This window comes from Embleya scabrispora (assembly GCF_002024165.1).
Lineage (GTDB): Bacteria > Actinomycetota > Actinomycetes > Streptomycetales > Streptomycetaceae > Embleya > Embleya scabrispora_A.
The window spans coordinates 2,151,712-2,172,016 of sequence record NZ_MWQN01000001.1; the positions used below are offsets into that span (position 1 = coordinate 2,151,712).

The 20,305-nt window shown below is 69.7% G+C and carries 21 protein-coding genes; 1 reads left to right on the top strand and 20 read right to left on the bottom strand.

Annotation, left to right across the window (positions count from 1 at the left end; genetic code table 11):
- Positions 1 to 97: 97 nt before the first annotated feature.
- A complete protein-coding gene (gene murA / locus B4N89_RS09290; protein WP_078975423.1) occupies positions 98 to 1,378 on the bottom strand; it encodes a UDP-N-acetylglucosamine 1-carboxyvinyltransferase in 1,281 nt (426 codons plus the stop codon).
- Positions 1,379 to 1,466: 88 nt separating this feature from the next.
- Between murA and B4N89_RS09295 the strand changes: the two genes are divergently transcribed.
- Positions 1,467 to 2,039 carry a cob(I)yrinic acid a,c-diamide adenosyltransferase gene (locus B4N89_RS09295; RefSeq protein WP_078975424.1) on the top strand — a complete coding sequence of 191 codons (573 nt, stop codon included), beginning with the start codon at positions 1,467 to 1,469 and terminating at the stop codon, positions 2,037 to 2,039.
- A gap of 15 nt (positions 2,040 to 2,054) precedes the next feature.
- Here the strand turns inward: B4N89_RS09295 and B4N89_RS09300 are convergent, their stop codons facing one another.
- The 19 genes from B4N89_RS09300 to rho form a co-directional block, all read right to left on the bottom strand.
- Positions 2,055 to 2,630 (bottom strand): DUF2550 domain-containing protein, encoded by a 576-nt coding sequence (locus B4N89_RS09300; RefSeq protein WP_101897034.1) that lies wholly within the window; start codon positions 2,628 to 2,630, stop codon positions 2,055 to 2,057.
- 79 nt (positions 2,631 to 2,709) lie between these two features.
- The gene (locus B4N89_RS09305; protein ID WP_078975425.1) at positions 2,710 to 3,081 is read right to left on the bottom strand and encodes a F0F1 ATP synthase subunit epsilon; all 372 of its coding nucleotides are present in this window, start codon (positions 3,079 to 3,081) and stop codon (positions 2,710 to 2,712) included.
- A gap of 207 nt (positions 3,082 to 3,288) precedes the next feature.
- Entirely contained in the window at positions 3,289 to 4,737 is a 1,449-nt protein-coding gene (gene atpD / locus B4N89_RS09310; RefSeq protein WP_078975426.1) for a F0F1 ATP synthase subunit beta, read from the bottom strand.
- 5 nt (positions 4,738 to 4,742) lie between these two features.
- Complete coding sequence (locus B4N89_RS09315) at positions 4,743 to 5,651, bottom strand: F0F1 ATP synthase subunit gamma (protein WP_078975427.1); 909 nt, start codon at positions 5,649 to 5,651, stop codon at positions 4,743 to 4,745.
- A gap of 20 nt (positions 5,652 to 5,671) precedes the next feature.
- A complete protein-coding gene (gene atpA / locus B4N89_RS09320; protein WP_078975428.1) occupies positions 5,672 to 7,315 on the bottom strand; it encodes a F0F1 ATP synthase subunit alpha in 1,644 nt (547 codons plus the stop codon).
- Between the two features lie 144 nt (positions 7,316 to 7,459).
- Positions 7,460 to 8,275, bottom strand: coding sequence for a F0F1 ATP synthase subunit delta (locus B4N89_RS09325; protein ID WP_078975429.1), 816 nt, complete (start codon positions 8,273 to 8,275; stop codon positions 7,460 to 7,462).
- Entirely contained in the window at positions 8,275 to 8,802 is a 528-nt protein-coding gene (locus B4N89_RS09330; protein ID WP_235618905.1) for a F0F1 ATP synthase subunit B, read from the bottom strand. Before B4N89_RS09330 ends, B4N89_RS09325 begins: the two co-directional genes overlap by 1 nt.
- A 62-nt stretch (positions 8,803 to 8,864) precedes the next feature.
- Entirely contained in the window at positions 8,865 to 9,098 is a 234-nt protein-coding gene (gene atpE / locus B4N89_RS09335) for an ATP synthase F0 subunit C (RefSeq protein WP_201260819.1), read from the bottom strand.
- 76 nt (positions 9,099 to 9,174) lie between these two features.
- Positions 9,175 to 9,990, bottom strand: a complete 816-nt coding sequence (gene atpB, locus B4N89_RS09340) for a F0F1 ATP synthase subunit A (protein ID WP_078975431.1) — start codon at positions 9,988 to 9,990, stop codon at positions 9,175 to 9,177.
- 87 nt (positions 9,991 to 10,077) lie between these two features.
- Positions 10,078 to 10,260 carry an AtpZ/AtpI family protein gene (locus B4N89_RS09345; RefSeq protein ID WP_078975432.1) on the bottom strand — a complete coding sequence of 61 codons (183 nt, stop codon included), beginning with the start codon at positions 10,258 to 10,260 and terminating at the stop codon, positions 10,078 to 10,080.
- 118 nt (positions 10,261 to 10,378) lie between these two features.
- Positions 10,379 to 10,903: a hypothetical protein gene (locus B4N89_RS09350; RefSeq protein WP_235618537.1), complete on the bottom strand. Its 525-nt coding sequence runs from the start codon at positions 10,901 to 10,903 to the stop codon at positions 10,379 to 10,381.
- A gap of 74 nt (positions 10,904 to 10,977) precedes the next feature.
- On the bottom strand, positions 10,978 to 12,333 hold the full coding sequence (locus tag B4N89_RS09355) for an MraY family glycosyltransferase (protein ID WP_078975434.1): 1,356 nt from the start codon (positions 12,331 to 12,333) through the stop codon (positions 10,978 to 10,980).
- 256 nt (positions 12,334 to 12,589) lie between these two features.
- Positions 12,590 to 13,873: a serine hydroxymethyltransferase gene (glyA, locus tag B4N89_RS09360; RefSeq protein WP_078975435.1), complete on the bottom strand. Its 1,284-nt coding sequence runs from the start codon at positions 13,871 to 13,873 to the stop codon at positions 12,590 to 12,592.
- A gap of 140 nt (positions 13,874 to 14,013) precedes the next feature.
- The gene (locus tag B4N89_RS09365) at positions 14,014 to 14,676 is read right to left on the bottom strand and encodes a low molecular weight phosphatase family protein (protein WP_078975436.1); all 663 of its coding nucleotides are present in this window, start codon (positions 14,674 to 14,676) and stop codon (positions 14,014 to 14,016) included.
- Positions 14,673 to 15,320 (bottom strand): L-threonylcarbamoyladenylate synthase, encoded by a 648-nt coding sequence (locus tag B4N89_RS09370; RefSeq protein ID WP_078975437.1) that lies wholly within the window; start codon positions 15,318 to 15,320, stop codon positions 14,673 to 14,675. The genes B4N89_RS09365 and B4N89_RS09370 overlap by 4 nt, the downstream gene beginning before the upstream one ends.
- 118 nt (positions 15,321 to 15,438) lie before the next feature.
- The gene (gene prmC, locus B4N89_RS09375) at positions 15,439 to 16,284 is read right to left on the bottom strand and encodes a peptide chain release factor N(5)-glutamine methyltransferase (RefSeq protein ID WP_078975438.1); all 846 of its coding nucleotides are present in this window, start codon (positions 16,282 to 16,284) and stop codon (positions 15,439 to 15,441) included.
- 10 nt (positions 16,285 to 16,294) lie between these two features.
- Positions 16,295 to 17,362 (bottom strand): peptide chain release factor 1, encoded by a 1,068-nt coding sequence (gene prfA, locus B4N89_RS09380; RefSeq protein ID WP_078975439.1) that lies wholly within the window; start codon positions 17,360 to 17,362, stop codon positions 16,295 to 16,297.
- 180 nt (positions 17,363 to 17,542) lie between these two features.
- Positions 17,543 to 17,767, bottom strand: coding sequence for a 50S ribosomal protein L31 (gene rpmE / locus B4N89_RS09385; protein ID WP_078975440.1), 225 nt, complete (start codon positions 17,765 to 17,767; stop codon positions 17,543 to 17,545).
- Positions 17,768 to 18,132: 365 nt separating this feature from the next.
- Entirely contained in the window at positions 18,133 to 20,226 is a 2,094-nt protein-coding gene (gene rho, locus B4N89_RS09390; protein WP_201260820.1) for a transcription termination factor Rho, read from the bottom strand.
- Positions 20,227 to 20,305: the final 79 nt, after the last annotated feature.

Sequence of the window (20,305 nt, forward strand, 5' to 3'; positions counted from 1 at the left end):
AGTACACGAACCGAGCCGACGCCCGCGCACGAACGCCCTTCGCCCGGAGCGTAGCCGCAGCTGCCGCGGGATCCACGCACCCCCACCTGACGGGTCGTCAGAAACGCGAGGTACTCTCCGGCTCCGGCTCCCGGACGATCTTGGCGCCGAGCGACTGGAGCTGTATCTCCAGACCCGTGTAGCCGCGGTCGATGTGGTGCACCCCGCTCACCGTGGTGTCCCCGTCGGCGACCAGACCGGCCAGCACCAGGCCCGCGCCCGCGCGGATGTCGGCGGTCAACACCGGGGCGCCGGACAGCTGTTCCACCCCGCGCACGATCGCGTGGTGCCCGTCGGTGCGGATCGACGCGCCGAGTCGCAGCAGTTCCTGAAGGAATACGAACCGCGCCTCGAAGAGGTTCTCGGTGATCATCGCCGAGCCCTCGGCGATCGAGTTCATCGCCGCGAAGAACGGCTGCATGTCGGTCGCGAACCCCGGGTACGGCAGCGTCACCACGTCCACCGCCTTCGGCCGCCGATCCATCACCACCCGGAAGCCGTCCCGCACGGGCGAGACCTCGGCGCCGGCGAGGGTCAGCTTGTCGAGCGCGATCTCCAGGTGTTCCGGATGCGCGTTGCGCACCGTCACATCGCCCAGGGTCATCGCCGCCGCGACCGCGAAGGTGCAGGCCACGATCCGGTCCGGGACGGTGCGGTGGCGCACCGGCTTGAGCCCGTCGACACCCTCGATCTCCAGCGTGGACGAGCCCGCGCCCTCGATCCGCGCGCCCATCTCGGTGAGCATCGCGCAGATGTCCACGATCTCCGGCTCGCGGGCCGCGTTGTCGATCACCGTGCGCCCGTCGGCCAGGACCGCGGCCATCAGGATGTTCTCGGTCGCGCCGACGCTGGGGAAGTCCAGCCAGACGGTGGTGCCCTTCAATCCCTTCGGCGCCTTGGCGATCAGCACACCGTGCGAGTTCTCCACGGTCGCGCCGAGCTTGACCAGGCCCTCGATGTGCATGTCCAGACCGCGCGAGCCGATCGCGTCCCCTCCCGGATAGGCGACGTGCACCTCGCCGCAGCGCGCGAGCAGCGGCCCGAGTACGCAGATCGACGCCCGCATGCTGCGCACCAGGTCGTAGTCCGCCTCGAAGCGCGGCGCGGCCGGCACGTCGATCCGCACCGTCCCGGTGGTCTCGCCCTCGACCTCACAGCCGAGGCGCCGCAGCAACTCGCTCATGATCTCGACGTCGAGGATCCGGGGAGCCTCCTCGAGCACCGTGGTGCCCTCCGCGAGCAACGCGGCCGCCATCAATTTCAGCGCGCTGTTCTTCGCGCCCGTGATCCGCACCTCGCCGGCGAGCCGCTGACCACCTGTCACCCGGAACCTGTCCATCGGAGAATCGTACTGATTCCGGGAGCCACCCACGGACGGCACCAAGCCGGGACAAAGCCCGACGCGGGCGCGCCACTAGGGTGCGTACATGGTCAACCTCACCCGGATCTACACCCGCACCGGCGACGACGGCACCACCGCCCTCGGCGACATGTCGCGCACGGCCAAGACCGACCCGCGGCTCGCGGCCTACGCCGACGTGGACGAGACGAACGCGGTGATCGGCGTCGCGCTCTCGCTGGGCAACCTCGACGAGGACGTCGTCACGCTGCTCACCCGCGTCCAGAACGACCTGTTCGACCTGGGCGCCGACCTGTCCACCCCGGTGGTCGAGGACCCGAAGTACCCGCCGCTGCGGGTCGAGCAGAGCTACATCGACGCCCTGGAGGCGGCCTGCGACGCGTACAACGAGAACCTGGAGAAGCTGCGCAGCTTCATCCTCAACGGCGGCACCCCGGGCGCGGCCCTGCTGCACCAGGCCCGCACCGTCGCACGCCGCGCCGAGCGCACCACGTGGGCGGCCCTGGAGGTGCACGGCGACTCGATGAACCCGCTGACGGTGAAATACCTCAACCGCCTGTCCGACCTGCTGTTCATCCTGGCCAGGCACGCCAATCGCGAGGTCGGCGACGTGCTGTGGGTGCCGGGCGCCAACCGCTGAACCGGCCGGTGGTCGCTAGGCGACGTTGACCCTTTGGCCCGGCGGGGCCGCTTCGAGCCAGGCCAGGAAACCGGTCAACGCGTCGTCGCTCAGGGCCAGTTCGATCCGATCGCCGGCGTGTTCGCAGACCAGGATCACCGCGCCGGCGAGCAGCGCCAACTCCTCCTGGCCGGCCGGCTCACGCCGACCGATCACATGGATGCCGGCGCGCTGCAACACCCGACGCGGGCGCGGCGCATAACTGAACACCCGGAACCACTCGATCCGGTCGCCGCTGTAGCGCGCGATCCCGAAGACCCAGCCCTTGCCGTGGTCCGGATCGGCCGACGGCGCGGCCGGATCGCCGTCCGCCGGCGCCTTCCCGGCACCCTCCGGGGACGACGACGCGGCGCCTCCCGGAGTCTGTCCGGGGGACGCCGCGGCGGTGGATCCGGCTGCGCCGGCCGGGGATACCGGTGGGCGCGTGCGCAACGAACAGTCGAAGGTGCCGCCCGGTCGCTGGATGAGGCGACGGCGCAACGCGAACGCCGCGACACCGACGACCAACACCACGACGACGGCCGACACCACGCTCAGCACGACGAGGACCATCCCGATCGACCTCCTCGTTCGCGCGTTGAGCAGTGGTCCCGGCCGTGTGTCGGTCCGGGCTCGGGTGCCGCTACCGGATCTAGCGCCGCTGGGCGGCGAGCAGACGCGTTTCCGCGCGCCGTTCGGCGCCCGCGTCCTTCGCCGCGCCGGCGCGCTCGAGCGCCCGCTCCGCGCGGGCGACATCGATCTCGTCGGCCAGCTCGGTGATCTCGGCGAGCAGCGAGAGGTTGTTGTCCGCGAACGAGATGAACCCGCCGTGGACCGCCGCGATGACGACCGAACCGTCGGCCTGACGGATCGTCACCGGGCCGGATTCGAGCACTCCGAGGACCGGCTGGTGACCGGCCTGGATGCCGATGTCACCGTCCGCGGTGCGTGCGATGACGATGGTGGCCTCGCCGGACCACACCTTGCGGTCGGCCGCGACCAGCTCGACGTGCAGCTCAGCCAACGTGGCTCCTCATGTCGGGTCGAAGACACGCGGGTCTTCGCCTCCGCCCTCGAGGGGCGGGTGGTGTCCAAGGATAGTGGCCCGGACGGGCCTGGCTCCAACCGGCTCGAACGCCGGCGGGTTTCCGGCACCCGCGCGCGGCGGGCACCGGGAACCGACACGAGGGGCGGACCCGTGCGGGACCGCCCCTCGTCGATCAGGCGATCGTCAGCCCTTGTTGAGCTCGGCGATCTTCTTCTCGAGGTCGTCCAGCCCACCGAGCATGAAGAACGCCTGCTCGGGAGCGTGGTCGTACTTGCCGTCGGCGATCGCGTTGAACGCCTCGATGGTCTCGGACAGCGGGACGTCCGATCCGTCGAGCCCGGTGAACTGCTTCGCCACGTGGGTGTTCTGCGACAGGAAGCGCTGGATGCGGCGCGCGCGGTGCACGGTGAGCTTGTCCTCTTCGGACAGCTCGTCCATACCCAGAATCGCGATGATGTCCTGAAGGTCCTTGTACTTCTGCAGGATGCTCTTGACGCGCATCGCACAGTCGTAGTGGTCCTGCGCGACGTAGCGCGGGTCCAGGATCCGGGACGTCGAGTCCAGCGGGTCCACGGCCGGGTAGATGCCCAGCTCGGAGATCGGACGCGAGAGCACCGTCGTGGCGTCGAGGTGCGCGAACGTGGTGGCCGGGGCCGGGTCGGTCAGGTCGTCCGCGGGGACGTAGATCGCCTGCATCGAGGTGATCGAGTGGCCGCGGGTCGAGGTGATGCGCTCCTGGAGGGTGCCCATCTCGTCGGCGAGCGTCGGCTGGTAACCCACCGCGGAGGGCATCCGGCCGAGCAGCGTCGACACCTCGGAACCGGCCTGGGTGAACCGGAAGATGTTGTCGATGAAGAGCAGCACGTCCTGCTTCTGCACATCGCGGAAGTACTCCGCCATGGTCAGACCGGACAGCGCCACGCGCAGACGGGTGCCCGGGGGCTCGTCCATCTGGCCGAAGACGAGCGCCGTCTGCTCGAAGACGCCGGCTTCCTTCATTTCCTCGATCAGGTCGTTGCCCTCACGAGTGCGCTCGCCGACGCCGGCGAACACCGACACACCCTCGTGCAGACGGGCGACACGGACGATCATCTCCTGGATGAGCACCGTCTTGCCGACGCCCGCACCGCCGAACAGGCCGATCTTGCCACCCTTGACGTACGGGGTGAGCAGGTCGATGACCTTGATGCCGGTCTCGAACATCTCGGTCTTCGAGTCGAGCTGGTCGAAGGCCGGCGCCTGGCGGTGGATCGGCCAGCGCTCGGTGACCTCGAAGGAGGCCCGGTCCACGTCCAGGACCTCGCCCAGGGCGTTGAACACGTGGCCCTTGGTGACGTCGCCCACGGGAACGGAGATCTGCGAGCCGGTGTCGGTGACGACCGCGCCGCGCACGAGGCCGTCGGTCGGCTGCATCGAAATCGCGCGCACGATGCCGTCGGCAAGGTGCTGCTCGACCTCGAGGGTGAGCGTGGTCTTGCCCTCCCCCTCGCCCTGGCCCGAGAGGTCCAGGTCGACGTGCAGCGCGTTGTACATATCCGGCATCGCGTCGACGGGGAACTCCACGTCGACGACCGGGCCGATGACGCGGGCGACGCGGCCCGTGGCAGCGGCCGTCTCAACAGTGGCAGTCATGATGTCTAATCACTCCCCGCGGTCGCGTCGGCCAAGGCGTTGGCGCCACCGACGATCTCGCTGATTTCCTGGGTGATCTCGGCCTGGCGGGCATTGTTCGCCAGTCGAGAGAGGGTCCGGATGAGGTCTTCGGCGTTCTCGGTCGCCGACTTCATCGCCCGCCGGCGGGCCGCGTGCTCGGAAGCGGCGGACTGCAGCAGGGCGTTGAAGATGCGACTTTCCACGTACCGCGGCAGCAGTGCGTCGAGAACACCCTCGGCCGAGGGCTCGAAGTCGTAGAGCGGGAAGGGACCGCCGGCCGGCGGCTCGTCCGTCTCCTCGACCGCCAACGGGAGCACCCGCACCGCGACCGGGTTCTGCGTGAGCATGGAGACGAACTCGGTGCTGACGAGGTGAATCTCGTCCACACCGCCCTCGTCGGTGGGCGTCACGAACGCGTCGATCAGCTCACCTGCCACCTTCTTGGCGTCGGAGTACTCGGGGCGGTCGGAGAATCCCTTCCACTGCCCGGCCAGGTCCACGTCGCGGAACTGGAAGAATCCGATGCCCTTGGCCCCGATCACGTAGCGGTCGACCGTCTTGCCCTCGTCCTCGAGCAGCTTGACCAGCTGCTCGGTGGCCTTGATGGCATTCGAGTTGTAGCCGCCCGCGAAACCGCGGTCACTGGTAACCAGCAGCACCGCGGCCCGGGTGGGCCGCTCCACCGAGGTGGTCAGCGGGTGCTGCGTGCTGGAGAAGGTGGCGACCGCGGAAACGGCGCGCGTCAGCTCGTCGGCGTACGGCTTGGAGGCCGCGACGCGCTGCTGCGCCTTCACGATCCGCGACGCCGCGATGAGCTCCTGGGCGCGCGTGATCTTCTTGGTCGCCGACACGGAACGGATCCGACGCCGGTAGACCCGAAGCTGGGCTCCCATTGGTCAGGGTTCTCCGTTCTTTACTCGGACTTGGCCACGTGACGGGTGATCTTCTCCTGGCCGACGTCTTCCTTCGTCAGACCGGCAGGCGCCACGTCCTGGATCAACGGCTCGCCGTCGAACTTGGTGAACGTCTGCTTGAAGGAGTCCACCGCGTCGGTGAGCGCCATCACGGTGTCGTCTTCCAGCTTGCCGGTCTCGACGATCCCGGTGAGCAGGCCCGCGTGCTTGTGCTGCAGGTACTCGTGCAGCTCCTTCTCGAAGCGGCGGATGTCCTGCACCGGCACCTCGTCCAGCTTGCCGGTGGTGCCGGCCCAGATCGAGACGACCTGGAGCTCGATCGCGAACGGCTCGAACTGGCCCTGCTTGAGCAGTTCGACCATGCGCGCACCACGCTGGAGCGACGCCTTGGAGGTGGCGTCCAGGTCGGAGCCGAAGGACGCGAACGCCTCCAGCTCGCGGTACTGGGCCAGGTCGACGCGGAGTCGACCCGCGACGCTCTTCATCGCCTTGATCTGCGCCGAACCACCGACGCGCGAGACCGAGATACCGACGTTGACCGCGGGGCGCACGCCCTGCAGGAACAGGTCGGACTCCAGGAAGCACTGGCCGTCGGTGATCGAGATGACGTTGGTCGGGATGTACGCCGACACGTCGTTCGCCTTGGTCTCGATGATCGGCAGACCGGTCATCGAGCCGCCGCCGAGGTCGTCCGAGAGCTTCGCGCAACGCTCGAGCAGACGCGAGTGCAGGTAGAAGACGTCACCGGGGTAGGCCTCGCGCCCCGGCGGACGACGAAGCAGCAGGGACACGGCGCGGTACGCCTCGGCCTGCTTCGACAGGTCGTCGAACACGATGAGCACGTGCTTGCCCTGGTACATCCAGTGCTGGCCGATGGCCGAACCGGTGTACGGGGCGAGGTACTTGAAGCCGGCCGGGTCGGAAGCCGGGGCGGCGACGATCGTGGTGTACTCCAGCGCGCCGGCCTCTTCGAGCGAGCGGCGCACGGACGCGATGGTCGTGCCCTTCTGGCCGATCGCGACGTAGATGCAGCGAACCTGCTTCTTCGGGTCGCCCGAGCGCCAGTTGTCGCGCTGGTTGATGATCGTGTCCAGGCACACCGCGGTCTTGCCGGTCTGCCGGTCGCCGATGATCAGCTGACGCTGGCCGCGGCCGATCGGGGTCATCGCGTCGATCGCCTTGATGCCGGTCTGCATCGGCTCGTGGACCGACTTGCGCATCATGACGCCGGGGGCCTGCAGTTCCAGGGCACGACGGCCCTCGGACTCGATCTCGCCCTGGCCGTCGATCGGCTGGCCCAGCGGGTCGACGACGCGACCCAGGTAGCCGTCACCGATCGGAACCGACAAAACCTCGCCCGTACGACGGACCTTCTGGCCCTCTTCGATACCGCTGAAGTCACCGAGGATGACGACACCGATCTCGCGGACGTCGAGGTTCTGCGCCAGACCGAGGGTGCCGTCCTCGAACTTGAGCAGCTCGTTCGTCATGACCGAGGGCAGGCCCTCGACCTTGGCGATGCCGTCGTACGCCTCGGTGACGGTACCGACCTCTTCGCGCGCGGCAGTCTCCGGCTCGTACGAGGCGACGAAGCGCTCCAGCGCGTCCCGGATCTCCTCCGGCCGGATCGTGAGCTCCGCCATCTGGTGTCCCTGCTCTCCTAGGTGGTGGGGTTAACGGTCCGCTGTCCGTCGCTTGTCGTACGGAACCGCGGTGCTGCTGTGGGGGTCGCCGGTCCGGTCCGGGGGTTTTCCCGGATGGTCGACGACACCCTGTCGTCCGGTGTCTCAACCGGCGAGCCGTCGGCCCGCCTCTTCGAGACGTGTGGTCACGGTGCCGTCGATGACGTCGTCACCGATCTCCACGCGGACCCCGCCGATGACGTCGGCATCGATTTCCACGTTGAGGTGGATCTCGCGGCCGTACATCCGGCCCAGCGCCGCGGCCAGACGGGTGCGCTGCTCCTCGGTGAGGGGCAGGGCGACCGTGACCAACGCGACCATGCGACGCCGGCGATCGGCGGCGAGGCGCGCGTACGACTCGAGCCCGTGTTCAAGGTTACGGCTGCGCGGGTGCGCGACAAGCCTGGCGACCAGCCGCCGGGTGACGGGCTGGGCCCGACCCTCCAGCAGACCGGAGACCAGCTCCGCCTTGCGCTCGTTCGCCACGCCCGGGTCGGTCAGGGTCGAGCGCAGTTCGCGCTCGCCCGCCACGATCCGACCGAAGCGGAAGAGCTCGTCCTCCAGCTCGTCGAGCCTGCCGTCCCGCTCTGCGGCGATCAGCTCGGCGGACACCGAGAGTTCGGCGATCGTGTCGACCAGGTCGGTCGGCCGCGACCAGCGCGTACGCACGAGTCCGCCGAGCAGATCCGCCGCGGTTCCGGAGATCTGACCGGACAGAAGCTCTGCCAGGAAGGCCGCGCGGGCCTCCCCGGAGCGCGTCGAGTCGGTGAGGACCCGACGCAGCGACACCGTCTTGTCGAGCAGGATCACCACGGAGTGGAGTTCCTGGGCCAACGCGACCATGTCGGTACCGGTCGCGGTCGCGAGCGCGTCCAGGCGCTCACGAGCCGCGGCGAGGGATTCCCTGCTGGCGCCCTGCATCAGCGCACCTTCTCCGAGCTCGCTCCGGCGGAAGCCTTGACTTCCAGCTCCTCCAGGAAGCGGTCGACGACCCGACGCTGACGCGCCTCGTCCTCGAGCGACTCCCCGACGATGCGCGACGCGAGGGAGACGGCGAGCTTGCCGACGTCCTGACGCAGCGCGTTCTGGGCCTGGTTGCGGTCGGCCTCGATCTGGGTGTGGCCGGCGGTGACGATCTCGTCCTTGATCCGCTGGCCCTCGGCGCGCATCTCCGCGATGGCGACGGCACCCTGCTCGCGGGCGTCCTCGGTGAGGCGACCGGCCTCGCGACGGGCTTCGGCGAGCTGGGTGCGGTAGCGCTCCAGCTCGGCCTGGGCCTCGGCCTGCGCCTCTTCGGCGCGCTTGAGACCGCCCTCGATGGCGTCCGTACGGTCCGCCAGCGTCTTCGCGATCTTGGGAAGGAGCACCTTCCACAGGAAACCGAAAACGATGAGGAACGCCACGCCACCGATGATGATCTCGTCGAGCGGCGGGAGAAGAGGGTTCATCTTCTCCTCGCTGTTGGCGAAGTCAATCACGGTGTGAGGACCTTCCGTCCGTAGCGGGTTGATCAGGTGCCGTAGACGAACGGCATGACGACGCCGATGAGGGCGAGCGCCTCGGCGAGGGCGAAGCCGAGCAGCATGTTCTGGCGAACCAGGCCGGCGGCCTCGGGCTGACGGGCCATCGCCTGGACACCGTTACCGAAGATGATGCCGATACCGATGCCGGGGCCGATCGCGGCGAGGCCGTAACCGATGGAACCGAGGCTGCCAGAAACGCCTTCGGCGGCGAGGTTCATCATGGGAACTGATCCTTTTTTCGAGGCCGATGGACGATCCACCGGACGACGGTCGAGGAGAGAAAGGTCTGCGGGTCTCTCAGTGCTCGGCTTCGAGCGACGTCGAGATGTAGGACGCCGCGAGCAGCGTGATGATGTACGCCTGAAGCGCCTGGATCATCAGCTCGAACGCGGTCAGCACGACGACCACGATGAACGAGGTGGCCGAGTAGAGCGCCCCGATGTGGAAGCCGAGGAGATACCAGGCGCCGACGCTGAACGTCACGATCAGCATGTGTCCGGCGAACATGTTCGCGAACAGTCGGACCGCCATCGTGAACGGCCGGGTGATCAGACCCTGCAGCAGCTCGATCGGGGCGAGGAGGAAGTAGATCGCCTTCGGCAGACCGGGCGGGAACATCATGTTCTTGAAGTAACCGACGAAGCCCTGGTTCTTGATGCCGAGGACCAGGTAGGTCACCCACACGATGCCGACGATCGATGCCGGGAAGGCGATTCGCGAGGTCGCGGGGAACTGGGCGAACGGGATGATCGCCATCACGTTCATGACCCAGACGAAGAAGAAGATCGAGAACAGGAAGGGGACGTAGGGGTCGCCCTTCTTGCCGATCGTTTCCCGCGAGATGTTGTCGCGAACGAACAGGTAGCCCAACTCGCCGACGTTCTGCGCGCCGCGCGGCACCATCTTGGGCTTGGCGAACGCACTCCAGAAGAAGCCGATCACCAGCAGCATCGAGATGAGCGCGAGCAACATCGGCTTCGTGAAGTCGAAGGCCCCGATGGAGAAGATCGGCTTGAACTCGAAGACGTTCAGCCCGGGCGAGGGGAAGCCGCACCCGGAGAACAGGTGACATCCGCTCTCGCTGGCGAGCGTCTGGACGTCAGCAGTCACCACCGACTCCTTCGTCGTGAAGCATGTTTTCGGCTACCTCGATGTGTCGGCGTGGCGAGGGGCCACGGAGCGGCACGCAACAGGGCCCGGTCAGGAGGACCTGCCGTGGCGGACAAAGACCAGAACAAGGGCCAGAGCGATTCCGACGACCAGGCCGATCGGCAGGAACAGTGCGGAGTGGCCGGTCCACCGGTCGATCAGCCAGCCGATGCCGCCGTAGATGAGCATGCCGCTCAGCAGATAACCGACACTCGACCATGCGGCACCGTCCATCGCCCGATTCTCTCGGTCCGGTGGACGGGGGCCTCTCTCGCTCATGACGCCCCGGACATTAGCAGTACCGGCGGCGAGGCTGAACACCGCGCCGGCCCGGAAGGGCGCTGTGCGTATGTCATCGCTCTCCATCCGGTTCGACATAGGCGATCTTCAGCCGGGTGAAGACCCACACCTGCGAGGCGACCCAGACCAGCGTGGCCCCGAGGATGGTGAGCCCGAACACCTTCGTGTCGAACGCCTCGGTGTCCTTGAACAGGAACAGAACCAACCCCAGGAGCAGGATCTGCACGATGTAGGTGAACAACGCCATGTTCATCATCATCATGGGGTTGTCGCGCGAGATCCGACCGATCGCGACCTGGCCGATCACGAAGAAGGCCAGGACGACGACGGTGGCGAACACCGCGCCGAGAAGTCCTTTGCCACCGGCCGCGAGCAAAGCCGCGACTGCCGCGATCACTCCGGCAGCGGTCGTGGGCACGACCGAACCACGGAGAAGGCGGACGTCGTTGGCCTGCATGTCGGTGACTCCGGCATCAGTGGGGGGCAGGGGGCGGATCAGTCGTCCGAGCAATGCTCGGGGCGACGCAACGCTCGGGATTGGCCGTGAAGGACCAGAACCCTCGTTGCTGGGGTTCATCGGCCATTGATCCTGGTTCGTGAACGATATCACAAACTATTTGAGCAGAGCTTTACCCGTTCGTGTGTACAAGCTCACAGCCCTCCACCACCCTTTCGCGCCCCCCTCCCCGCAGGCAAATGCGCAGGTCGGGAGGGGTCCGTGGGAGCTTCCGAGGTCTGTGTTGCGGGTGTGGCGGTTGCTCCGTTCAGCCGTACGCCGTCTGATTCGCCGGGAACCATCCCGTCGGCCGGAACGTTCGCCCCGCGCCTCCCGCGCCGGAGCCGCCGATAGCGCGGCGGAACCACGTTGTGCAGCTCCGTCGGCACGTGCGGCTTGAACCGCGGGAGCATCAGGAACACCAGGCCGATGGCGATCAACCCGAGCCCCGCGTAGACGAGCGGACGCCGTTCCGGCCGCACCGAGATGAGCACCGTGAACGACGCGATCAGCCCGGACCAGAAGTACATGATCAGCACCGCGCGACTGTGCGAGTGGCCGATCTCCAGGAGCCGGTGGTGCAGGTGTCCCTTGTCCGCCGCGAACGGCGAGCGCCCGGCCCAGCCGCGCCTGCCGACCGCCATCACCAGGTCCATCAGCGGCACTATCAGCACCGCGAACGGCAACACCAGCGGAATGTAGACGGGCACCAGCTTGTGCGTGGTGAAGGCCATCGAACCGCCGTTCTGCGCGGTGATCGCCTCCGGGTCGATCCGCCCGGTGAGGGTGACCGCCGACGCGGCGAGCATCAGGCCGATCAGCATCGACCCCGAATCCCCCATGAAGATGCGCGCCGGATGCAGGTTGTGCGGCAGAAAGCCGACACACATGCCGATCAACAGCGCGCTGAACAGCGTCGGTGCCGCCGCCGACGAGACACCGTAACCGAACCACAATCGGTACGAGTATCCGAAGAACGCGAGCGCGGCGATGCACACCATCCCGGCCGCGAGCCCGTCCAGGCCGTCCACGAAGTTCACCGCGTTGATCGTGATGACCACTATCCCGATGGTCAGCAGCGTGCCCTGGGTCGGCGTCAGGCTCACCGGGCCGTAGCCGGGGATCGGCAACCACAGGATCACGATGCCCTGCCAGACCATCACGCCCGCGGCGAGCGCCTGGCCGAGCAGCTTGATGATCGCGTCGACGCCCCACTTGTCGTCGATCACCCCGAGCACCGAGATCAGCGTGCACCCGGACAGCAGCGCCTGCACGTCGGTCGAGGCGGTGAACACCTCGGAGAGCACCGGCAGATGCCGGGCCATCAGCAGACCCGCGCACAATCCGCCGAACATCGCCAACCCGCCCAGGCGCGGCGTCGGCTCCTTGTGCACGTCGCGCGCGCGAATCTCGGGCATCGCCCCGGCGGCGATCGCGAAGCGGCGGACGGCGCCCGTCAGCAGGTAGGTCACCGCGGCGGCGACGAACAGCGTGAGCAGGTATTCGCGCAAGACTCAACCGTCCCCGGCTTCGGCACATCCCAGCGGCAGCACGGGCATCAGACTAGACGTGCCGCCGCTCACCGGGAGAATCGCCGAACCTGCACCGGCGAGGGACGATCGCACCAAGCTCGGTGGTGCCACCACCGGCCCGTCGCCCCACACGTAACCACAAACACCCTGATCCCAGCCACCCCGGAGGGCGATTGCGGCCCGTCGGTCGCATAGGTCTCGTCGGGCCCGCCGGCCCGCGTCCCGCCGCCGGCTCTCACCGCCTCGGATAGGCCGGATGTGTGGCCACCAACTCGCCGACCGCCGCCCGCACCTCGCCCAGGACCGCCGGGTCGTCCTCGCGCACCGCACGACCCAGCAGGAGGGCGATCTCCTTCATGTCCGTCTCGGTCATGCCCTGCGTGGTCACCGCGGCCGTACCGACCCGGATTCCGGACGCGATCATCGGCTTGGCCGGGTCGAACGGGATCGCGTTCTTGTTCAGGGTGATCCCGGCCCGCTCGCAGCGGCGCTCCGCGTCCCGACCGCTCACCCCGATCCCCCGCAGGTCGAGCAGCGCCATGTGGGTGTCGGTGCCGCCGGTGACCGGCCGCAGCCCCTCGGCCTGCAATCCCTGCGCCAGGGCCTGCGCGTTGGCCACCACCCGGCGCGCGTAGGCGCGGTACGCCGGGGTGCCCGCCTCCCGCAGCGCGACCGCCTTCGCGGCCACCGCGTGCATGTGCGGGCCGCCCTGGCTGAACGGGAACACCGCGCGGTCGATCCGCTCGGCGAACTCCTCGCGGCACAGGATCAGTCCGCCGCGCGGCCCGCGCAGCACCTTGTGCGTGGTCGCGGTGACCACGTCGGCGAAGGGGACCGGCGAGGCCGTCGCGTCGCCCGCGACCAGTCCCGCGAAGTGCGCCGCGTCCACCATCAGGTAGGCGCCCACCTCGTCGGCGATGCGGCGGAAGGCGGCGAAGTCGACCACGCGCGGATACCCGCTCGCCCCGCACACGATCAGCCGGGGCCGATGCGCCCGGGCCAGGTCCCGGACCTGCTCGTAGTCGATCCGCTCGTCGCCCTCGCGGACCCCGTAGGCCACCGCGTGGAACCAACGTCCGGAGAAGTTCACCCGGGAGCCGTGGGTCAGATGCCCGCCGTGCGGCAGCGACATGGCCAGGATCGTCTCGCCCGGGCCCAGCAGCGCCGCGTACACCGCCAGGTTCGCGGCGGTGCCCGAGTGCGGCTGCACGTTGGCGTGTTCGGCGCCGAACAGGGCCAGCGCCCGGCCCACCGCGAGCTGCTCGGCCCGGTCCGCCTCGGCGCAGCCGCCGAAGTAGCGCCGCCCGGGATAACCCTCGGCGTACTTGTTGGCGAGCGTGCTGCCCAGCGCGGCGAGCACGGCCGGGGAGGCGAAGTTCTCCCCGGCGATCAACTGGAGGTCGCCGCGCTGCCGGGCCAACTCGCCGAGCAGCACCTCGGCGATCTCCGGATCCTCTCGCCGCAGCGCGAGGAAGTCCGGTCCCCAGAAGGGAGTTGACGGGGCGTCGGGAGTGCCCATGGCATCGCTCCTCAAGGCCGCGGGGGCCTCTCCACGATAGGGCGGGGGGGCGGACACGGACAGGGCCTTCCGGGGCCGATTCCGCGCCGTCGTCGGGCCGCGCGCGGGCACACCCTCCGGGGGCCGTCGGGGCGCGCCGGTCAGTGCGTGTGCGCGGGGTGGCCGGTGAGCGCGGTCAGGACCGGGTCCAGCGCCGAGCCGATGTCGGAGGCACACGCCCGGAACACGCTCAGCGGCGCGCCGTACGGATCGGCCACCTCGTCCCACTCCGGATCCGGCGCGGCCAACCGCCCGCGCAGCGCCGCGGCGGCCCGGACCAGCGAACGCCCGCGCTGGACCAGGTCGCGCTCGGGGTAGGGGGCGCGTTCCAGCACCGCGACCAGCCGGGTGAACTCCTTCAGCGTGAAGGTGCGCAGGCCCGACGCGTGCCCCATCGACACCACGTGCGCGCGGTGGTCCAGGGTCGCGGTGAGCACCAGGTCCGCCTCGGCGACATGCTCGTCGAGCAGTTCGCGCCCGTGGAAGTCGCCCGGGTCGGCGCCGTATTCGAGCAGCACCTCGGCCGCGTGCGGCTCCATCGGCGCACCCTCGTGGCCCCAGGTCCCGGCGCTTTGCACGCTCAGCCGCACCGCGTCGTCCGCGGCGAGCCGACGCTGCAGGCCGAGCCGCGCCAGCCGTTCGGCGATCGGCGAGCGGCAGATGCTCCCCGTGCACACGAACAGGATCCGGAACGAGTCGGCCGCGGAGCCGTAGGGCCCGTAGGTGTGCCCGAGGGGCCGGCCGGCCGGAGGGGGCGCGGTCAATTCACGCCCTCCAGGTCGGGAACGACCTCGCGCAACGTCTCCAACGACAGGGCGCCCTCGCGCAGCAGCCGGGGGCGGCCGGCGGTCAGATCGACGATCGAGGACGGCGCGGTGGAGGGGCAGCTGCCGCCGTCCAGGTACACCGACACCGAATCGCCGAGCTGCGCCTCGGCCTCGTCCACGGTGGTCGCCGCCGGGTTGCCGGACCGGTTCGCGCTGCTGACCGCCATCGGCCCGGTCTCGGTCAACAGCTCGATCGCCACCGGGTGCAGCGGCATGCGCACCGCGACCGTGCCGCGCGTATCGCCCAGATCCCACATCAGCGACGGCTGGTGGAAGGCCACGATGGTCAGCGCTCCCGGCCAGAACGCGTCGACCAGTTCCCACCCGACCTCGGGAAAGCCCGTGACCAGTCCGTGCAGCGTGTTGGGCGAGCCGACCAGGACGGGCGAGGGCATGTTGCGACCGCGCCCCTTGGCGTCCAGGAGCGCGTGCACCGCGTGCGGGGTGAAGGCGTCCGCGCCGATGCCGTAGAGGGTGTCCGTCGGCAGCACGACCAGATCGCCGCGCTTGATCGACCCGGTCGCCTCCCGCAGGCCGAGCCCGCGGTCCATCGCGTCGGAGCAGTCGTAGCGTCGGCTCATCGGGCACTTACCTCCGGAAACGATACGGGCGGTACGGGCGAAGCGGGGGGTGCGGGCAGTGCGGATGGTGCGGGTGGCACGGGCCGCGCGGGTCCGGTCGCCGAGCGGGGCGCGCGGTTCACGCGCCTTCCTTGCGTGCGGTGGTGAAGCGGGGGCGGTTGGTCAGGTCGCGGTGGTCGGCCGCGTCCACCCAGCCGGCCTCCTCGTTGAAGATCCACGGCACCGCGCCGCCCTGGGTGTCCGCGTGCTCGACCACCACGAGCCCCGCGGGCCGCAACAACCGGTAGGCGGTCTTGGCCAGGACCCGGATGAAGTCGAGCCCGTCCGGCCCGGAGAACAGCGCCAGCTCCGGATCGTGGTCGCGCGCCTCGGGGGCCATCTCGTCCCGCTCCTCCAGCGGCACGTAGGGCGGATTGCTGATCACCAGGTCGACCGTGCCGTCCAGCTGCGGCAGCGCGGAGAGCGCGTCGCCCCGGTGCAGGATCACCCGCGACCCGCTCGCGTTGCGTTCGGCGTAGGCGTAGGCGCCCGGGTCCAGCTCGACGGCGTGCACCACCGAGCGCGGCACCTCCTGCGCGACCGCGAGCGCGATCGCGCCGGAGCCGGTGCACAGGTCCACCACGAGCGGCTCGGCCACGTCCATCGCGCGCAGCGCGTCTATCGCCCACCCGACCACCACCTCGGTCTCCGGGCGGGGTACGAACACGCCCGGACCCACCTCGAGTTCGAGGTAGCGGAAGAACGCGCGCCCGGTGATGTGCTGCAGCGGCTCGCGGGCCTCGCGGCGCGCGACGGCCTCCCAGAACCGCGCGTCGAAGTCCCCGTCGGCGACCGTGTGCAGGGCGCCACGCTTGACGCCGTGCACGAACGCCGCCAGTTCCTCGGCATCGAAGCGCGGAGAGGGAACGCCCGCGTCGGCCAGTCGCAGGGTGGCCTGGGCCACCTCGGCGAGCAGCAGGTTCATCTCGTCTCCGTTATTGGTGGGCGAGCCGGGCGGCCATGTCGGCGTCCACACACGCCTGGATGACCGGATCGAGATCGCCGTCGAGCACCTGGTCCAGGTTGTACGCCTTGTAGCCCACGCGGTGGTCGGAAATCCGGTTTTCCGCGAAGTTGTACGTCCGGATGCGCTCGGAGCGGTCCACCGTGCGGACCTGGCTGCGGCGCACGTCGGAGGCCTCCTTGTCGGCCTCCTCCTGGGCCGCGGCGAGCATCCGCGCGCGCAGGATGCGCATGGCCGACTCCTTGTTCTGGAGTTGGCTCTTCTCGTTCTGGCAGGAGACCACGATGCCGGTGGGCAGGTGTGTGATGCGCACCGCGGAGTCGGTGGTGTTGACCGACTGGCCGCCGGGACCGGACGAGCGGTACACGTCGATGCGCAGGTCGTTGGCGTTGATCTCGACCTCGACGTCCTCCGCCTCGGGCAGGACCAGGACGCCGGCCGCGGAGGTGTGGATGCGGCCCTGCGACTCGGTGGCGGGCACCCGCTGTACGCGGTGCACGCCGCCCTCGAACTTCAGCCGGGCGTAGACGCCCTCACCGGGCGCGGGGTTGCCCTTGGTCTTCACCGCGACCTGGACGTCCTTGTAGCCGCCGAGGTCGGACTCGTTGGACTCGAGGATCTCGGTCTTCCAGCCGGCGCGTTCGGCGTAGCGCAGGTACATCCGCAGCAGGTCGCCCGCGAACAGGGCGGATTCCTCGCCGCCCTCCCCCGCCTTGACCTCCAGGATCACGTCCTTGTCGTCGGCCGGGTCGCGCGGCACGAGCAGTCGGCGCAACTTCTCCGCGCACTCCTCGCGGCGCTCCTCGGCCTCGGCCGCCTCGGCGGCGAAGTCCGGGTCCTCGGCGACCAGTTCGCGGGCCGCCTCGACGTCGTCGGCGGCACTGGACCACTGCCGGTAGGCGTCCACGATCGGCCCCAGCTCGGCATAGCGCCGCCCGAGGGTGCGGGCGCGCGTCTGGTCAGTGTGCACGGCCGGGTCGGCGAGTTGCCGCTCCAGGTCGGCGTGCTCGGCGAGCAGGTCGTCCATCGCCTCGAACACTGGGGGCTCCTCTGGTTGTGGCCGCGAACTCGGCGGGATCGGTGACGACGGGGCTGCCGGAGCCGGACGGCCTTTCGGGACCGGCTCGTGGCGTACGGCTTCCGGAGACAAACGAACGGCGCCGGAGGGGCGGGGCGGACCTTGGACAAGGCCCACCGCTCCTCCGGCGCCGCAGGGTCGCTACTTCTTGCCGGCCACCGGCTGCGTACCGAAACGCTTCTCGAAGCGCGCCACCCGGCCGCCCGTGTCGAGGATCTTCTGCTTCCCCGTGTAGAACGGGTGACACTGCGAACAGACCTCGACGCGGATCTGGCCGCTCGTCGCGGTGCTGTGCGTGGTGAACGTCGAGCCACAGCCGCAGGTGACGGTGGTCTCCACGTACTCGGGGTGGATGTCGGGCTTCACGGGAGTCTCCTTGAGGTTCGGGAGGGCGCCGGGTCGTACGCCCGAATGGGCATCACGTGAACCGGGGCCGACAGAGCAGTCTGCCAGGAGGGGGCGACCGGACCCAAATCAGGGTCTGTACCGCCCAACCACGACCGGGGTCGCGGCATTCCCTCCCGGCAGACGCGCTGCCATGTCTTACGTATTACGAGTAACGAGCAGTCGGCGATCGACTAGTCGTTCGCATCGGCGTGGTCTTCTGACTGTGCCTGTCCGGGAGCGACCCCCGGACCCCACGCCTGGGCCCGACTAGTCGTTCGGCATCGGCGTGGTCTTCTGACTGTGCCTGTCCGGGAGCGACCCCCGGACCCCACGCCTGGGCCCGACTAGTCGTTCGGCATCGGCGTGGTCTTCTGGATCTGCATGAGGAACTCGCCGTTGCTCTTGGTCTTCTTCATCTTGTCCAGGAGCAGTTCGATCGCCTGCTGCTGGTCGAGCGCGTGCAGCACCCGGCGCAGCTTCCAGACCACCGCGAGTTCGTCGTGCGCCATCAGGATCTCTTCCTTGCGGGTGCTGGACGCGTCCACGTCCACCGCCGGGAAGATGCGCTTGTCGGCGAGCTTGCGGTCGAGCTTGAGCTCCATGTTGCCGGTGCCCTTGAACTCCTCGAAGATCACCTCGTCCATGCGCGAGCCGGTCTCGACGAGCGCGGTGGCGAGGATGGTCAGCGAGCCGCCGTTCTCGATGTTGCGCGCGGCGCCGAAGAACTTCTTCGGCGGGTACAGCGCGGTCGAGTCGACACCACCGGACAGGATGCGGCCGGAGGCGGGCGCCGCGAGGTTGTACGCGCGGCCCAGGCGGGTGATCGAGTCGAGCAGCACGACCACGTCGTGGCCCAGCTCGACCAGGCGCTTGGCCCGCTCGATGGCCAGCTCGGCGACGATCGTGTGGTCCTCGGCGGGGCGGTCGAAGGTCGAGGAGATGACCTCGCCCTTCACCGACCGCTGCATGTCGGTGACCTCTTCGGGGCGCTCGTCCACGAGCACGACCATCAGGTGGCACTCGGGGTTGTTCACGGTGATCGCGTTGGCGATCGCCTGGAGCACCATCGTCTTGCCCGCCTTCGGCGGCGCGACGATCAGGCCGCGCTGGCCCTTGCCGATCGGCGACACGAGGTCGATGATCCGCGTGGTCAGCGCGCTGGAGTCGGTCTCCAGACGCAGCCGGTCCTGCGGGTACAGGGGGGTCAGCTTGTTGAAGTCGGAGCGCTGGCGGGCCTGTTCCGGCTCCATGCCGTTGACCGTGTCCAGCCGCACGAGGGCGTTGAACTTCTCCCGACGCTCGCCGTCGCGCGGCTGACGCACCGCGCCGACGATCGCGTCACCCTTGCGCAGGCCGTTCTTGCGGACCTGGGCGAGCGAGACGTACACGTCGTTGGAACCGGGCAGGTAGCCCGAGGTCCGCACGAAGGCGTAGTTGTCGAGGATGTCCAGGATGCCCGCGACGGGGACCAGGACGTCGTCGTCGGCCAGCACGGGCTCGTTGGTCTCGAAGCCCTCGCGGCCGCCGCGACGACGGTTGCGGTCGCGGTAGCGGCCACGACGCCGACGGCCGCCGCCCTCGAAGTCGTCGTCGTCCAGCGGGCCGTTGTCCTGCTGCTGCTGTTGCTGCTGCTGCTTGCCGCGCTCGCCGCGCTCGGCCCGGTCACCGCGGTCGTTGCCGCGGTCGCCGCGCTCGTTGTTGCGCTCGCCACGCTCGCCGCGTTCCGCACGCTCACCGCGCTCGGGGCGCTCGCCGCGCTCGTTGTTGCGCTCGCCGCGGTCGCGCCGGTTCTGGCCGCGCTCGCGCCGCTCGCGGCGGCCCTCGCGCTCGCCGCCCTCGCGCTGCTCGCCCTGCTCCTCGGCGCGCTCGGCGCGCTCGGCCCGCTCGCCACGACGGCGCGTGCCGGTCTCGGCGACCTCGGCGGTCGGCTCGCCCTGCTCACGCCGCCCACGCCCGTTGGCGGGCGCCTCGGCGGCGGCCTGCTCCGGGATCTCGATCTGCGTGGCGGTCTCGACCGCCACGCGCGTCCGGGCGGCCCGGCGGGTCCGGGTGGGCGCCTCCGCGGCCGGTGCCTCGGCGGCGACGGCGGGGGCCTCGACGGGCGCCGCGCCGTTGTCCGCCGCGGTGGCGGCGGCGGCCTTGGCCCTGGTCGCCCGGGCCGGCTTCGTGGCGGCAGCGGCGGCGGGAGCGGCGTCCGAACCACCCTGCTTCGCCTGGATGGCCTCGATCAGCTGGCTCTTGCGCATGCGGCCGGTGCCGCTGATGCCGAGACCGGTGGCGACCTGCTGCAGCTCCGCCAGCACCATGCCGTTGAGGCCGGTGCCCGTCGAGCGGCGGCGCCGCGTGGCGGGAGCGGGGGCGTCCGCGGTGGCAGCCGCGTCACCCGAGGCGGACGCGGCCTGCGGCGTTGCGTCCATGAGTTCGGTGGTGTCGCTCACGAAGGGTCCTTCCCTGGAGCGGGCGTCGGCCTTGAGGGGGCTCGGCGACCGGTTGTGCTGTCCGTCCCGCTTCCAGTGC